Genomic DNA, 15,431 nt, shown 5'->3' with positions numbered 1-15,431 from the left:
GCCCTGGCGCCCGGGACCGGCCGCGCCGGGCCGGTCCCGGGCGCCGGGAGGCGGGTGGGGGCTGCGGGTCCCGCCTCACCCGCCCGGTCGCCGGCGGCGGCGACGCGGGTCGGGCGGGTAGCCTTCAGCACCGTGATCGAGATGAGGCGCCGGTGACGACCCTGGACTCCACGCACGCCGAGCCGGCCGCCCGGCCGGCCACCGCGGCGTGCCCGCTGCCGCTGCGGGTGGCCGCGCCGCTGGCGATCGCCGCCGGGGTGGCGCTGCTGCTGGCCTTCCCCCCGTACGGGGTGTGGCCGCTGGCGCCGGTCGGGGTGGCGCTGCTGGCCGCCGCGGCGCACCGGCGGCGGCTGCGCGCCGGCGCCGGCCTGGGCTTCCTCACCGGGGTGGCGCTGTTCGCGCCGCTGCTGTCCTGGACGAACCTGCACACCGGCTACCTGCCGTGGGTGCTGCTGTCCCTGCTGCAGGCCGGCTACCTGGCGCTGCTCGGCGCGGCCACCGCGTGGGTGTCCCCGCTGGCCGACCGGTGGCGGTGGGCGTGGCCGGCGCTGACCGGCCTGCTCTGGGTGGGGCAGGAGGCGCTGCGCGACCGCACCCCGTTCGGCGGGTTCCCGTGGGGGCGGCTGGCGTTCAGCCAGGACACCTCGCCGCTGCTGCGGCTGGCCGCGCTGGGCGGGGCGCCGCTGGTGACGTTCGCGGTGGCGGTGGCCGGTGGGCTGCTGGTGACGGCGGTGTGGCGGCGCTACGACGTGCGGCGGTGGTGGGCGCCGGCCGCCGCGCTGACCGCCGGCGCGGTCGCCACGGTCGCCGCCGGGCTGCTGGTGCCGGTCGGCGCGGCCGGCGGCGGACCCGCCGTCACGGTGGCGATCGTGCAGGGCAACGTGCCCCGGCTGGGGCTGGACTTCAACGCCCAGCGGCAGGCGGTGCTGAACAACCACGTCGACGCCACCATCGAGCTGGCCGCCCGGGTGGCCGGCGGCGAGCAGCCGCAGCCGGACCTGGTGGTGTGGCCGGAGAACTCCAGCGACATCGACCCGCTGCGCAACCCCGCCGCCGGGGCGCGGATCTCCGCGGCCGCCGACGCGGTCCGGGCGCCGATCCTGGTCGGCGCGGTGCTGCTCGGCCCGCAGCCCGGCCAGGTCCGCAACGCGGGCATCCTGTGGCGCCCCGGCGCCGGCCCCGACCTGGAGCAGCTGTACACCAAGCGGCACCCGGTGCCGTTCGCCGAGTACGTTCCGCTGCGCGACCTCGCCCGGATGGTCAGCAAGCAGGTCGACCGGGTCCGCAACGACTTCGTGCCGGGCAGCGAACCGGGCGTGCTGCGTGCCGGGCAGACGGTGCTCGGCGACGTGATCTGCTTCGAGGTCGCCTACGACGAGGTGGTCCGCGACACCGTCACCGGCGGTGCGCAGCTGCTGGTGGTGCAGACCAACAACGCCACCTTCGACGTCGCCGAGGCCCGCCAGCAGCTGGCCATGGTACGGCTGCGCGCCGTGGAGCACGGCCGGCCGGCGTTGATGGCCTCCACGGTCGGAGTGTCCGGGTTCGTCTCGCCGCACGGGCGGGTAAGCGACGCCACCGGGTTCAACACCCGCGCGGTCGTGGTCCGGCAGCTGACGCTCGCCGACGGGCGGACCCTGGCCACCCGGGTCGGGCTGTGGCCGGAGGTGGCACTGACCGCCCTCGCGGTGGCAGCCCTGGCCGGCGCGGCGGTGCTGCGCCGGCGGCGCGCCGGATAGCGGCCGGCCGGCCCCGGGCGGCGGAAGGGGTGACAGTGGTGGGCGAGGCGACCGACATCCGACGGCCGGGCGCCGGCACACCAGGGCTGGGTCGGGTGCTGGTGGTGATCCCGACCTTCAACGAGGCCGACAACGTCACCCGGATCGTGGCGCGGGTACGCCGGGCCGCGCCCGAGGTGGAGGTCCTCGTCGCCGACGACAACAGCCCCGACGGCACCGGCGCCATCGCCGACGCCCTGGCCGGCGCCGATCCGCGGGTGCACGTGCTGCACCGCGAGGGCAAGCAGGGCCTCGGCGCGGCGTACCTGGCCGGCTTCGACTGGGCCCGCCGGCGTGGCTTCGACGCGGTGGTGGAAATGGACGCCGACGGTTCGCACGCCCCCGAGGACCTGCCCGCGCTGCTGGCGGCCGCCCGGGACGCCGACGTGGTCATCGGGTCGCGGTGGACCCGTGGGGCGCGGCTGGTGAACTGGCCGCTGCGGCGCATGCTGCTGTCGCGCTGCGGCAACCTGTACGCGCGGCTGGCGTTGGGCATGCCGGTCGCCGACGCCACCGGCGGCTACCGGGTGTACCGGCTCGACGCGTTGCGCCGGCTGGACCTGGCGTCGATCTGTTCGCAGGGGTACTCGTTCCAGGTGGAGCTGTCCCGGCTGGCGCACCGGGCGGGGGTGCGGATCGTCGAGGTGCCGATCACCTTCGCCGAGCGGGAGCGCGGCAGCAGCAAGATGAGTCCGCTGATTGTGGCCGAGGCGCTGTGGCGGATCACCGGCTGGGCGGTGCAGGACCGCCGGCTGGCGGTGCGGCGTGGCCTGTACGGCACCCCGACCGGTCAGGTGCGGTGGCCTTGAGCGGGGGCGTGTCATGCTGGACGGGCGGGTCGTGCGGACGGGATGGGGTGACATGCGCCGGGGACTGAGGTTCGTACCGTTGGCGCTGCTGCTGGCGGTGGTGCTGGAGCTGGCGGTTTTCGTGCTGCTCGGGCGGGCCGTCGGGTTCGGCAGCGCGGTGCTGGTGGTGTTCGCGGTGTCGCTGGTGGGGCTGGTGTTGCTGCGCCGGGAGGGGATGCGGGCGTGGCGGGGCTTTCGGGCCTCCGCGCAGGCCGGGCAGCCGCCGGGGCGGCAGGTGACCGACGGGCTGGTCGGGCTGGGCGGCGCCCTGCTGCTGGCCACCCCCGGCCTGGTCAGCGGGGCGGCCGGGCTGCTGCTGCTGGTGCCGCCGGTGCGGCGGCTGGCCCGCGCCGGGGTGCAACGTGCCGCCGAGCGGCGGGTGTCGTCGATGGTCGCCGGTGACCTGTTCGGGCCCCGCCGGGTGCGGGTGCGCCGGGGCGCGCCGCAGCCGACGCCGCGGCCGGCCGAGGAGCCGACGGTGGTCGACGGCGGTCGCGCCATCGAGGGGGAGATCGTCGAACCGGGCCGCTGAGCCGGCCCGTGATGGACGACGGCGCCCCGGGAGGGTTCTCCCGGGGCGCCGTGGTGTCGGTGCGGTCAGGCGCGGCCGCGGCGGGTGCGGACCTCCTGCAGCCGCTCGGCGAGGATGTCCTCCAGCTCGGCGATGGAGCGCCGCTCCAGCAGCATGTCCCAGTGGGTACGCGGCGGCTTGGCCTTCTTCTGCTCCGGCTCGCTGCCGTCGACCAGCCGGGCGACGCTGCCGTCGAACTTGCACTCCCAGGTCGTGGGGACCTCGGCGTCGACGGCGAACGGCACCTCGAACTGGTGGCCCTTGGCGCAGAGGTACTCGCGGGTCTGCCGCGGCGCGAGCTCCGTGTTGCGGTCGGACTCGTAGCTGACCGCGCCCAGCCGGCTACCGCGCAGCATACGCTCGCCCATGATCGACTTCCCCTCGTTCGTGGTGCTGGTCTTCAGGTGTAACGGTCCGTCTCCGCCGGGCCATTCCCGCCCCGGGCGCTGCCGCTGCCCGGGTCGAGCCTGACCAAGGGTAGCCGGCCATGACAGCCGCCCGGCGGGGTCGTCCCCGGCCGGGTGGAAACGGTGGAGTGTTTTCGCTGCCAACGGGGATGTTAGCCGCCCGAGCAGAGCGGAGGGTGCGATGGCTGGTGACGCGCCGGTGGCGAACCGACCGCCCGCCGGGCGGAGCTTCTTCGGCCATCCGCGGGCCTTGGCCACGCTCTTCCTCACCGAGATGTGGGAGCGGTTCAGCTTCTACGGCATGCGGGCGATCCTGGTGCTCTACCTCACCGCGGAGTTGGCCGACGACGGGCTCGGCCTGGCCGAATCCACCGCCAACGCCGTGTACGGCACGTACAACGCGATGGTCTACCTGATGGCGCTGCCCGGCGGCTGGGTCGCCGACCGGCTGATCGGCGCCCGCCGCAGCGTGCTCTGGGGCGGCGTGGTGATCGCGGCCGGCCACTACGTGATGGCGGTGCCGGCGCGGTGGAGCGTGTTCGCCGGGATGGCGCTGATCGTGCTCGGCACCGGGCTGCTCAAACCCAACATCTCCACGATGGTCGGCGACCTGTACGACCGGGACTCGCCCCGCCGCGACGCCGGCTTCTCGATCTTCTACATGGGCATCAACCTCGGCGCGTTCATCGCTCCGCTGATCACCGGCCTCCTCGGCGAGAAGATCAACTGGCACCTGGGTTTCGGGGCGGCGGCGGTCGGCATGACCTTCGGCGTGCTGCAGTACGTGCTGGGCGGGCGCAACCTCGGCGAGGCCGGCGCCCGGCCGGCCGACCCGCTGCTCGGCGCGGACCGCCGCCGCGCGCTGACCCGGGTCGGGCTCGCCACCGCCGCTGTCCTGGTCGTGGTGGCGGTGCTGGCCGTGGCCGGGCTGTTCACCGTCGACACCGTGGTCAACCTGCTCGCCGCGGTCACCGTGCTGGTCACCATCGGCTACTTCGCCCGGATCACGCTCGACCGGGAACTCAGCGCCACCGAACGCAGCCGGATGAAGGCGTACGTGTGGCTGTTCGTCTTCGCCGCGGCGTTCTGGCTGATCTACGACCAGGCCGGGTCGGTGCTGAACCTCTTCGCCGCCGACCGCACCGACCGGGACGTCGCCGGGTTCACCTTCCCCGCGTCCTGGCTGCAGTCGGTCAACCCGATCCTGATCATCATCGGGGCGCCGCTGTTCGCGCTGCTCTGGCTGCGGCTGGGACACCGGGTCTCCACCCCGGTGAAGTTCGCCGTCGGCCTGGTTCTCAACGGCCTGTCGTTCGTGCTGATGGCCGCCGCCGCGCGGGCCGCCGTCGGTGGCGACCTGGTCTCCCCGTGGTGGCTGGTCGCGGTGTACGCCATCCAGGTCGCCGGTGAGCTGTCGCTGAGCCCGGTCGGCCTGTCCGCCACCACCAAGCTGGCGCCGGTGAAGTACGCCAGCCAGATGATGGGGCTGTGGTTCCTGGCCACCGCCGTCGGCGACGCGATCGGCGGGCAGGTGGCCCGGCTCGCCGCCACCTGGTCCGAGCCGGTGTACTTCCTGACCTTCGGGCTGGCGTCGGTGGCGCTCGGCCTGGGCGCGGTGATGTTCGCCCGGCAGATCCGCGCCCTGATGGCCGGCATCCACTGACCCGGGTCGCCGACGTCGCCGCCGCGGCGGGCCGCCAAGCCGGGCCCGCCCGGGCCGCCGAACCAGCGCCCGGCCGGTCGGCCCCGGGTCAGGGCGCCGGCGCCGGCGTCGGGGGCAGCGGCAGCGGCAGTCCGGGCAGCCCGTCGATGCTGTGCGCGACGTGGTCCTTCTTGGCGAAGTAGTCGTTCAGCGAGGCGTCGTCCTCCCGGGCGAAACGGCGGGCGTGCAGGTCCCGGTCGGCGTCGTAGGACATGAACGGCACCGCGTAGCCGCAGGTGTCCCGGATCAGGTCGGCGCGCACCACGATGATGGCCCGCAGGCCGTGCACGCTGCTGTCGATGTCCGGGAAGTGCGCGGCCAGGTCCCGCCAGCGCGGGTCGTCGCGGAACACCGGCTCGCCGCGCCCGTGCACCCGGACGATGTTCGGCGGCCCCTGGAAGGCGCACCACATCAGCGTGATCCGGCCGTTCTCCCGCAGGTGCGCGATGGTCTCGGCGTTGGAACCGGCGAAGTCCAGATAGGCCACCGTGTGCGCGTCAAGGACCGCCCAGGAGCCGCGCAGCCCCTTCGGGGACAGGTTGATGGTGCCGTCACCGGCCAGCGGCGCGGTCGCGGTGAAGAACAGCGGCTGCTCCTCGATGAAGGTCCGCAGCCGGCGGTCGATGCGTTCGTACGTCTTTCCCACTCCGGCATCATCCCCGGCCGCCGCACCGGTCGGCCGCCCGGACCGGCGCCGTCCCAACCGCTGGCCGCGCTCCCGGCTGGTCCGCCACCCGACGGCCCGGTCAGCCCAGCCGGGCCGGGCGGGGATCGCACCAGCCGGTCAGGTGGGCGTCCCGCCCGGCCACCGCGTCCAGGATCCGGCGCGCCCACACCGCGGCCATCGGCAGGTAGTCGAAGGCGTAGCCGGGCCCGGTGCGGTCCATCAGGTCGACGAACTTGACCAGTTCGACCAGCGCGGCGACCGGCTTGGCGACCCGCCACGCCTCCCGCAGCTCACCGGGGGAGGCCATCTGCCGCCAACCGTCCAGATAGGCGCCGACCTGCCGGCGCGCCTCCGGCTCGGCAACCTGGTGCAACCAGCCGGCCAGGTCGAACAGCGGATGCGCGATCCGGGCGAAGCTCCAGTCGAACAGCAGCGGCCCGTCCGGGCGGTCCGCCGCGTTGTCCGGGTGCAGGTCGCCGTGTGTCAGGGTCGGCGGCAGGTCGAGGTCGTCGAGTTCGGCGCAGCGGTCCTGCAACCACATCGCTACGCCGGTCAGCCCACCCGGGCCGGTGCCGGCGCGGTCCCACACCTCGGCGCGGCGGGTCAGCGCCGGCACCCGGTCGGCCAGGTCGTCCAGGGTCAGCACCGGGCAGCCCGCCGCCTCCAGCGGCCCGGTCCGGCCCACCGTGGCGGCCTGCACCCGGGCCAGCAGGCGCAGGGCGGCCGCGCCGTCGCGGGCCGGCGGCTGGGCGCCGAAGTCGGCGCTGAGCCACCAGCCGTGCTCGGCCGAGTCGGCCAGCACCTCGGGCACCGCCCGCGGCCACGTCCGAGCCAGTTCGGCGATCACCCGGGGTTCGGCCACCAGGTGCGGCAGGGCCGCCTTGAGGAACACCGCTCCGTCGGTGGTCGGGGCGCGCAACACCGTCGAGGTCGTCCAGTGCCGGATCTGGCTGACCGGGCCGGTGCGGCGGGCGCCCCGCCCGGCCAGCACCCCGTCCAGCCAGCCGGTGGCGGCGGCGAACCAGCCGGGCCGGTACCAGGCCGGGCGGCCCGCCGGCGCGGACCGGTCCAGCCAGTGCCGCACCGATGCCGCGCCGAACGCAGTCGCGTCGTGCCAGCCGTAGCCGGCGGCCGGCTCGCCGTCGACCGGCTCGGCCACGAACAGGGTGGTGTCCAGCGGTTCGAGCAGCGCCACCCGCAGCCCCGTCTCGGCGGCGACGGCGCCGGGCAGTTGGCTGCTCGGCGGCGGCCACGACGCGGTCAGCCGCAGCCGGGGCAGGAGCACCACGCCGTCCTGCCGGCGGCCCAGCACCCGGCCCGGTCCGGCGGCGATGATCACGTCCACGTCGACCGCCGCGGCCGCCGTGACGGACGCGTTCACGCGGCGCTCCCGGCCCGCGGCCGGGACGGGACCACCGGCTGGACGCCGGCCGGCTCCCGCCGGTGACGCAGCGACTCCACGCCGACCAGGTCGTCGGCGACCGCGTCCGGGGCGTCGGTGTCGAACCGGGCGATCGCCCGGATCCGCGCGGCGGCGGCCACCAGCACCGCGATGACCAGGCCGCAGAGCAGGAAGACGAACGCGATGCCGCGCCCCTCGCCGACCCCGATCAGCCGCCCGACGCTGCCGGCCAGCCGCCCGCCCGGCATCAGCATCGGCTCGAACAGCGCGGTCGCGGCGGGCGCCACCACCGCGAAGCCCAGCGGCAGCGTGGACCAGGAGATCATCTGGTTCAGCGCGGCCGCCCGGCCGTGGTAGCGCTGGGGGATCTTCACCTGCACGATCGCCCGGTAGATGCCGGTGGTCAGGGTCAGCCCGGCGGTCAGCCCGAACGCGCCCGCCGCGACCAGCAGCGGATCCGGACGCAGCGCGATCACCACACAGGCCACCGCCATGGCCAGGATGGACAGCAGCACCCCGCGCATCGGCCGGCGGGCCGGACCGCCCCACAGGGCGACGGTCAGCCCGGCCACCGTCGCGCCCAGCCCGGACACGAACGACACCTGGGCCGCGTCGGCGAGCGTGCCGAAGGACAGCACCAGCGGGCTGACCAGGATCAGCGGCGGCGCCAGGAAGATGTTGAGCACCAGGAAGAACAGCAGCATCGCCCGGAAGTGCCGGTGCCCCCACGAGTAGCGGAAGCCGTTGGCGATCTCGGCGGTCAGCGTTTCCCGCCGGTGCCAGCCCATCCGCGCCGGCCAGCGGACCAGCGCCACGACCAGCACCGCCGCCGCGTAGCTGACGATGTCGATCACCAGGATGCCGTCCAGGCCGACCGTCGCCAGCAGGCCGGCGGCGAACAGCGGCACGAACAGCGTCCCGACGCCGTTGACCATCTCCACCACGCCGATGGCGTGCCGCAGGTACCGCTTGGGCACCAGTTGCGGCACCGACGCCACGTACGCCAGGCGCTGGAACGCGGTGGCCACCGACAACCCGACCAGCAGCGCGTAGATGTGCCAGATCTGCAGGGCGTCGGTCCACAGCAGCACGCCGAGCGCGATCTGCACCGCCCAGGCGGCGACGTCCCCGGCGAGCAGCACCGCCCGCCGGCTGGACCGGTCCACCACCGCGCCGGCCAGCGGGGCGACCACCAGGCCGGGCACCAGCGCCAGCGTCACGAACAGCGCCAGCTGGGCGACCGAACCGGTGGTCAGGTAGATCCAGATCGGGATGGCCCACTGGGTGAACGCCGAACCGATCAGCGAGATCAACTGGCCGGCGGCCACGCCGAGGAACCGGCCCATGCTCGGCTCGGCCGGGCGGCGGCTCGGGCCCGCGTCCGCCGGCGGGCCGCCGTCACCCGGCCCGCCCGGCCCCGCCACGCCGCGGCGGTGCACGCCGTGCAGCCACCAGTCGCTGTCCGCGCCGCGGGCCGGCCGGGTCAGCTGCGCGCCGCCGTCGGCGTCCAGCACCAGGTGGGTACGGGTGACGATCTCGGCCAGCTCGGTGGCCCGGTAGCGGTTGAAGTAGTGCCCGCCCTCGTCGAGGACGACCAGCGCGCAGGTGTCGGAGAGGAAGTCCCACTCCCGGAACCGTTCGGCGTAGTAGTCGGTGGCCGGGTCCTGCTCGCCGACCACCGAGATGACCGGCGCGTCGATCCGGTCGATCCGGCTGTCCAACAGACCGCTGTAGTAGTCCTCGGCGCTGCGGGTGTCGTGGCGCATGTTGCGGATCACCCGGTCCGCCTCGTCCAGGCCCAGCTCCTCGATGTCCACGCCGCGCCCCACGAGGCGGTTGATGAAGGTGCGGTTGCTGCGGAAGCGTTCCAGCTCGGCCAGCCGGGACAGCCGGCTCAGCACGCCCCGGGGCCGGGCGAACGGGAAGATGCCGCCCACGTACACCGCCTCGACCGGCCGGCCGGCGACCTGCAGGCGGCGGGCCACCTCCACCACCAGCGCGCTGCCGATGCCGCAGTGGCCGTAGAGCACCAGCGGCCCGCCGACGTCGCGCAGGATCTCGGTGACGGCCCGGTCGACCAGCTCGCCGAAGGGCAGGGTGTCCTGCTCGCCGCCGGCCTCCTGGCCGTGGATGGCGGCCGAGTAGAGCCGGTGCCCGGGCGGCATCGCGTCGGCCAGCGCCTGGTACACCGCGGCGCTGCCACCGCCGTACGGTACGCAGACCAGCGACCGGACGGGCTCGGTGTCCGGGACCGGCCGGGTCAGCTCGTGCAGCAGTCGGGCCGGCCGGTCCCCGGTGGCCGGCTCGTCGAGCAGCCGGGCGAGGTCCCGTACCGTGCGGCAGCGGAACAGGTCCATCAGGGAGATGGTGCCGGCCGCGCCGGCGGCCTCCAGGCCGCGGCGGATCCGGGTGACCGCCTGCGCGGCCAGCAGCGAGTGCCCGCCGACGAGGAAGAAGTCGTCGTCGATGCTGACCCGGTCGACCGGCAGCAGGTCGGTCCAGACGTCGGCGATCAGCCGTTCGGTCGGGGTGTTCGGTGCGGTGAACTCCTGCTCGGCCTGCCCGGCCAGGTCGGGGTCGGGCAGCGCGCGGTGGTCCAGCTTGCCGTTCGGGGTCAGCGGCAACGCGTCGAGCACCACGAACGCCGCCGGCACCAGGTAGTCGGCGAGGCTGCGGGCCAGGTGCTCGCGCAGCTGCCCGGCGGTGGGTCGGCGGGCGGCGTCGGCCGGCACCACGTACGCGACCAGCCGCCGGTCGCCGGTGCCGTCGGGCTGCGCGAGCACAGCGCAGCCGCGCAGGTCGGGGTGGCGTTGCAGGGTGGCCTCGATCTCGCCCAGCTCGATGCGGTAGCCGCGGACCTTCACCTGCCGGTCGACCCGGCCCAGGTATTCCAGGGTGCCGTCGGGGCACCAGCGCACCCGGTCGCCGGTGCGGTACATGCGGGCGCCCGGCTCGCCGCTGAACGGCTCGGGCAGGAACCGCTGCGCGGTCAGCGCGGCCCGGTTCAGGTAGCCGCGGGCCAGCCCCTCACCGGCGACGAACAGCTCACCGGGCACCCCGACCGGCACCGGGTTGAGGTGCCGGTCCAGCACGTAGGCGCGCAGGTCGGCCAGCGGCCGGCCGATCGGCGAGGCGACCGGGCGACGTACGTCGGCGCGGCGCAGCCGCTGCGCGGTGACGTGCACCGTGGTCTCGGTGATGCCGTACATGTTGACCAGCGCTGGGCGCTGCTCGCCGTAGCGGCTCAGCCAGTGCCGCAGTTCCCGGACGTAGAGCGCGTCGCCGCCGAAGACGATGGTGCGCACCGACAGGTCGGCGAAGGACCGGTCGGTCTCGGTGAGGGTGGCCCGCAGGCCGCGGAACGCCGCCGGGGTCTGGTTGAGCACCGTCACCCGCTGCTCGGCCAGCACGTCGAGCAGCCGTTCGGTGTCCCGGACCACCTCCGGCGGCACCACGACCAGCCGGCCGCCGTAGGCCAGCGCCCCCCACATCTCCCAGACCGAGAAGTCGAACGCGTACGAGTGCAGCAGCGCCCAGACGTCGTCCGGGCCGAAGTCGAAGTGCGCCTCGGCGGCGGTGAGCAGCCGGACCACCTGCCGGTGCTCCACCAGCACGCCCTTGGGTTGGCCGGTGGAGCCGGAGGTGTAGATGACGTAGGCCAGGTCGCCGGGGCCGGCCGGGCGGGCGGCCGGCGGGGCGGCCGGCGCGGGCGGGTCGTCGTCCGGGGCGTCCAGCCGCAGCACCCGCCCGGCGTGGCCGGGCAGGTCGTCGCCGGGGGCCGCGTCGGTGACCAGCACCGGCGCGCCGGTGTCGGCGAGGATGAATTCCAGCCGTTCCCGCGGGTAGGCCAGGTTCAGCGGCACGTACGCGCCGCCGGCCTTGAGCACGCCGAGGATCGCCGTGACGGTGCCCGGGCCGGGCCGCAGGTGCAGCGCCACCAGGGTGTCCGGGCCGACCCCGAGGCGGCGCAGCCGCTCGGCGAGGCGGTCCGCGCGGCGGTTCAGCTCGGCGTAGCTGACCTGCTGGCCGTCGAAGGTGAGGGCGACGGCGTCGGGCTGGCGGGCCGCCTGCTTCTCGAACAGCGAGTGCAGGGTCCGCTGGACCGGGAAGCGGGCGGCCCGGGCGCCCCAGCCGTCCAGCACCTCGGCGCGTTCGGCGTCGGTGAGCAGGTCCACGGTGCGCAGCGGGGCGTCCGCCCGGTCGACAATGGTCCGCAGCAGCCGGGTGAACCGGTCGCCGAACCGGGCCACCGTCGGCGCGTCGAACAGCGCTGTGTTGTAGGTGAACTCGCACCACAGCTCGCCGGTACGGGTCTGCACCGCCAGCAGTTCCAGGTCGAAGCGGGTGGTCGCCAGGTCGAGCACCTCCCAGCTGACCGCCGGCCCGCCGCCGGGCTCGGTGTGGTCGCGGAACTGGTAGTTCTGCAAGGCGAAGGTGACCTGGAACAGCGGGGACCGGCTGACGTCGCGGGGCACGTCCAGTTCGGACACCAGGTGCTCGAACTGGACGTCCTGGTGGGTGAGGCCGTCGAGGACCAGCTGCCGGGTGCGGGTGAGCAGCGCGCTGAACGACTCGTCCGGGTCCAGCCGGGCCCGCACCGGCAGCATGTTGACGAACATGCCGACCAGCGGCTCCAGCTCCGGCCGGGTGCGCCCGGCGACCGGCGAGCCGACCGCGAAGTCACGCTGGTCGCTGTGCGCGGCGAGGAGGACCTGGTAGGCGGCGAGCAGGGTCATGTAGACGGTGGCGTCGTGCCGGCGGGCCAGCGCGGTGACCGCGGCGGCGAGCGGGGCGTCCACCTCGAAGCGGTGGGTGGCGCCGTCGAAGCGTTGCGTCGGCGGGCGCGGCCGGTCGGTGGGCAGGTCCAGGGCGGGCACCCCGGCCAGCTGCCCGGTCCAGTACGCCAGGCCCCGGTCGGTGCCGGGCCGGTGCCGCTGCCAGTGGGCGTAGTCGCCGTAGCCGACCGGCAGCGCCGGCCAGGTGGGGGCCGTCCCGGCGCGGCGGGCCCGGTACGCGGTGAGCACGTCGCCGACCAGCACGTCGATGGACCAGCCGTCGCTGACGATGTGGTGCGCCTGCAGCGACAGCAGCCAGCGGTGCGGGCCGTAGTCGACGAGCAGGGCCCGGAACAGCGGCCCGGCGCCGAGGTCGAAGGGGTCGGCGGCGTGCTCGCGGGCCAGTTCGCCGGCCTGCCGGCGGGCGTCGTCCGGGTCGTCGGCGGTGACCGTGGCCCAGGACAGCGGCACCGGGCCGGGCGGGTCGACGACCACGCTCGGCTGGCCGTCGTCGCCGGTGGGGAAGCGCATCCGCAGGCTCTCCTGCCGGGCCGCCACGTCGGCGAGGGCGTCGCCCAGCGCGGCCGGGTCGACCTCGCCGTCCAGCCACACCGCCACCGGCACGTGGTAGGCGGTGGAGCCGGTGGCGAACTGGTCGGCGAACCAGAGCCGCTCCTGCGCGTACGACAGGGTCCGCGGCGCGTCCGCGGGAGCGCGGCCGACTCGGCCCGCGCCGGTGTCGGCGGGTTGGCGCAGGAGCCGCTCCAGCAGGGCCTGCTTGGTGGCGGACAGCGGCGCCTCCCGGGCCGCCGACTCCGGGGTTGCGGACATGCGGGGTTACCTTTCGTAGGTGGCGAGCAGCGCGGCGGCCTCGTCGTCGGAGATCTCGTCGAGCCGGGCGACCAGCAGCCGCTCGACCTGGACGGCCAGCTCGGCGACCGTGGGGTGGGCGAAGAGCATGTAGACCGGGACGTCCACGTCCAGGACCGCGCCGATGCGGGCGACGGCCCGGCTGGCCAGCAGCGAGTGCCCGCCCCGGTCGAAGAAGTTGTCGTGCACGCCCAGCGAGCTGACGCCGAGCACCTCGGCCCAGGCCGCGGCGACCAGTTCCTCGGCGCCGGTGCGCGGGGCGGTGACGGACGGTGCCGCGTCGTCGGCGTCGGCCGGGTCGGGCAGCGCGGCGACGTCGAGCTTGCCGCTGGGCATCAGCGGCAGGGCGTCGAGGGTGACGAAGGCGGTCGGCACCAGGTGTCCCGGCAGGACGGCCCGCAGCCCGGCGCGCAGCCGTGCCGGGTCGGCGTCGCCGGTGAGGTAGCCGATCAGCCGCCGGCCGCCGTGGCCGTCGGGGCGTACGGCCACCGCGGCCTGATCGACGCCGGGCTGGGCGCGCAGCGCGGTCTCGATCTCGCCGAGCTCCACCCGCGCGCCGTTGACCTTCACCTGCCGGTCGAGGCGCTCCAGGAACTCCAGCGTGCCGTCGGAGCGCCAGCGGCAGCGGTCGCCGGTGCGGTACAGCCGGGCGCCGGGCGGGCCGAACGGGTCGGGCACGAACGCGGCCGCGGTGTCGGCGGGGCGGCGCAGGTAGCCGCGGCCGACCGGGCCACCGCCGATGTGCAGGTGCCCGGGTACGCCGACCGGGACCGGGTCGCCCCGCTCGTCGAGCACGTGCAGCCGGGCGCCCGGCATCGGCACCCCGATCGGCACCGCGCCGGCCGGGTGGGCGCCCGGCGGCACCGTGTGCGCGGAGACCGCGATGGTCGTCTCGGTCGGCCCGTAGAGGTTGTGCAGCGGCACGGCGCGCACCGCGCCCAGGTCGGCGGCCAGGTCGCCGTCGAGCTGCTCGCCGATGCAGACCACCTGCCGCAGGTCGGTCGCCTCGGCCAGGCCGGGGTGGCCGACCAGGTGCCGCAGCACCGTCGGTACGCAGGACAGCAGGGTGACCCGTTCCCGGCGGAGGGTGTCGAGCACCGCGTCCGGGTCGAGGGCGCCCCGCTCCGGGGCGATCACCAGGGTGGCGCCGGCCACCAGGGCCGGGTAGACCTCCTGGCCGAACAGGTCGAAGCTGGGCGAGGCGAGCACCAGCAGCCGGTCGGCGGGGGTGAGCGCGTGCTGCCGGGCGAACCAGGTGGCGTGCGCGACCAGCGAGTGGTGCTCGATCATCGCGCCCTTGGGCCGGCCGGTGGAGCCGGAGGTGTGGATCACGTACGCGAGGCCGTGCGGGTGCACCGGCGCGGGCGCGGCGGCGTCCGGGTCGGCGCCGCCGTCGAGGTCGTCCACCAGGATCGTGCGGTACGCCCCGGCCGGCAGCGCGTCGGCGACGGCGGCGGAGGTGACCACCACCGTGGCGGCCGTGTCGGTGACCAGGTGGGCCAGCCGCTGCGCCGGGTAGCCGGGGTCCAGCGGCACGTACGCCGCGCCGGCCCGCAGCACCGCCAGCATCGCCACCACCACGTCGGCGCAGCGGGGCAGCGCCACCCCGACCAGTTGCTCGGGGCCGGCGCCGAGGGCCCGCAGTCGGGCGGCCAGCCGGCCGGTGCGCTCGTCCAGCTGCCGGTAGGTCAGCGACCGGCCCGCGTCGCGGACGGCGACCGCGTCGGGGGTGCGGGTGGCGTGCGCGCGGATCAGCTCGACCACGCCGGGGCCGGCCGGTGGCGCCGGCGGGCCGGCGGCCCAGCCGGTGACGAGCAGGTCGCGTTCGGCGGTGGGCAGCAGCGGCAGGGCGGACAGCGGCCGGTCGGGCCGGGCCAGGCCGCCGCGCAGCAGGGTCAGCCACCGCGCGACGATCCGCCGCGCGGTGGCGGCGTCGAACAGGTCGCTGCGGTACTCCAGCCGCCCGGCGGTGTCGCTGACCTCCAGCAGCAGTTCCTCGCGGGCCACCCCGTTGCTGGTGCTCAGTCCCACCTGGCCGAGGTGGTTGAAGCCGAGCTGGTAGAGCGGCTGCACGCCAGGCAGCCGGGGCGGGTTGAGCGCCTCGACCAGCCGGGGCAGTGGCAGGTCCTGGTGTTCCCAGGCCGACAGCATCGTCTCCCGCACCCGGCCGATCAGCTCGCCGAAGCTCGGGTCGCCGGTCAGGTCGACGCGCAGCACCAGCGTGTTGACGAACATGCCGATCAGCGGCGCCAGCTCGGGCCGGTTCCGCCCGGCGACCGGCAGCCCGACGCGGACCTGCGGGTCGCCGCTGAGCCGGTGCAGCAGCGCGGCGTAGCCGGCCAGCAGCACCATGGCGCTGCTGGCCGAGTGCCGGCGGCCGACCTCGACGACCGTGTCGCGCAGCTGCCCGG

The 15,431-nt window shown here is 75.4% G+C and carries 9 protein-coding genes; 4 read left to right on the top strand and 5 right to left on the bottom strand.

Features of this window, described 5'->3' with window-relative positions; genetic code table 11:
* Nucleotides 1–161 precede the first annotated feature (161 nt).
* Genes lnt through FHX32_RS14950 form a run of 3 tightly spaced genes read left to right on the top strand, consistent with a single transcriptional unit; the run spans nucleotide 162 to nucleotide 3,158 of the window.
* A complete protein-coding gene (gene lnt, locus FHX32_RS14960; protein WP_208418923.1) occupies nucleotides 162–1,739 on the top strand; it encodes an apolipoprotein N-acyltransferase in 1,578 nt (525 codons plus the stop codon).
* A gap of 38 nt (nucleotides 1,740–1,777) precedes the next feature.
* Nucleotides 1,778–2,587 carry a polyprenol monophosphomannose synthase gene (locus tag FHX32_RS14955; RefSeq protein WP_486481113.1) on the top strand — a complete coding sequence of 270 codons (810 nt, stop codon included), beginning with the start codon at nucleotides 1,778–1,780 and terminating at the stop codon, nucleotides 2,585–2,587.
* A 52-nt stretch (nucleotides 2,588–2,639) separates the two neighbouring features.
* Entirely contained in the window at nucleotides 2,640–3,158 is a 519-nt protein-coding gene (locus FHX32_RS14950) for an FxsA family protein (RefSeq protein ID WP_167182801.1), read from the top strand.
* A 65-nt stretch (nucleotides 3,159–3,223) separates the two neighbouring features.
* Here the strand turns inward: FHX32_RS14950 and FHX32_RS14945 are convergent, their stop codons facing one another.
* Complete coding sequence (locus tag FHX32_RS14945; RefSeq protein WP_046564157.1) at nucleotides 3,224–3,565, bottom strand: RNA polymerase-binding protein RbpA; 342 nt, start codon at nucleotides 3,563–3,565, stop codon at nucleotides 3,224–3,226.
* Between the two features lie 220 nt (nucleotides 3,566–3,785).
* Here FHX32_RS14945 and FHX32_RS14940 point away from each other — a divergent pair, with 220 nt between their 5' ends.
* On the top strand, nucleotides 3,786–5,267 hold the full coding sequence (locus FHX32_RS14940) for a peptide MFS transporter (protein ID WP_167182798.1): 1,482 nt from the start codon (nucleotides 3,786–3,788) through the stop codon (nucleotides 5,265–5,267).
* An 88-nt stretch (nucleotides 5,268–5,355) separates the two neighbouring features.
* On the opposite strand, the gene FHX32_RS14935 is transcribed toward FHX32_RS14940, so the two are convergent.
* From FHX32_RS14935 to FHX32_RS14920, 4 genes are all read right to left on the bottom strand, one after another.
* Nucleotides 5,356–5,952: a pyridoxamine 5'-phosphate oxidase family protein gene (locus tag FHX32_RS14935; RefSeq protein ID WP_167182796.1), complete on the bottom strand. Its 597-nt coding sequence runs from the start codon at nucleotides 5,950–5,952 to the stop codon at nucleotides 5,356–5,358.
* Nucleotides 5,953–6,052: 100 nt separating this feature from the next.
* Nucleotides 6,053–7,354, bottom strand: coding sequence for an aminoglycoside phosphotransferase family protein (locus FHX32_RS14930; protein WP_167182792.1), 1,302 nt, complete (start codon nucleotides 7,352–7,354; stop codon nucleotides 6,053–6,055).
* Nucleotides 7,351–12,981: a non-ribosomal peptide synthetase/MFS transporter gene (locus tag FHX32_RS14925; protein ID WP_167182789.1), complete on the bottom strand. Its 5,631-nt coding sequence runs from the start codon at nucleotides 12,979–12,981 to the stop codon at nucleotides 7,351–7,353. The genes FHX32_RS14930 and FHX32_RS14925 overlap by 4 nt, the downstream gene beginning before the upstream one ends.
* A gap of 6 nt (nucleotides 12,982–12,987) precedes the next feature.
* Nucleotides 12,988–15,431 (bottom strand): non-ribosomal peptide synthetase (locus FHX32_RS14920; RefSeq protein WP_167182786.1); only part of this gene is annotated, 2,444 nt, incomplete at its 5' end.

It is taken from the genome of Micromonospora sp. CNZ280, from assembly GCF_011759515.1.
This window is presented reverse-complemented; position numbering and strand designations above follow the sequence as displayed.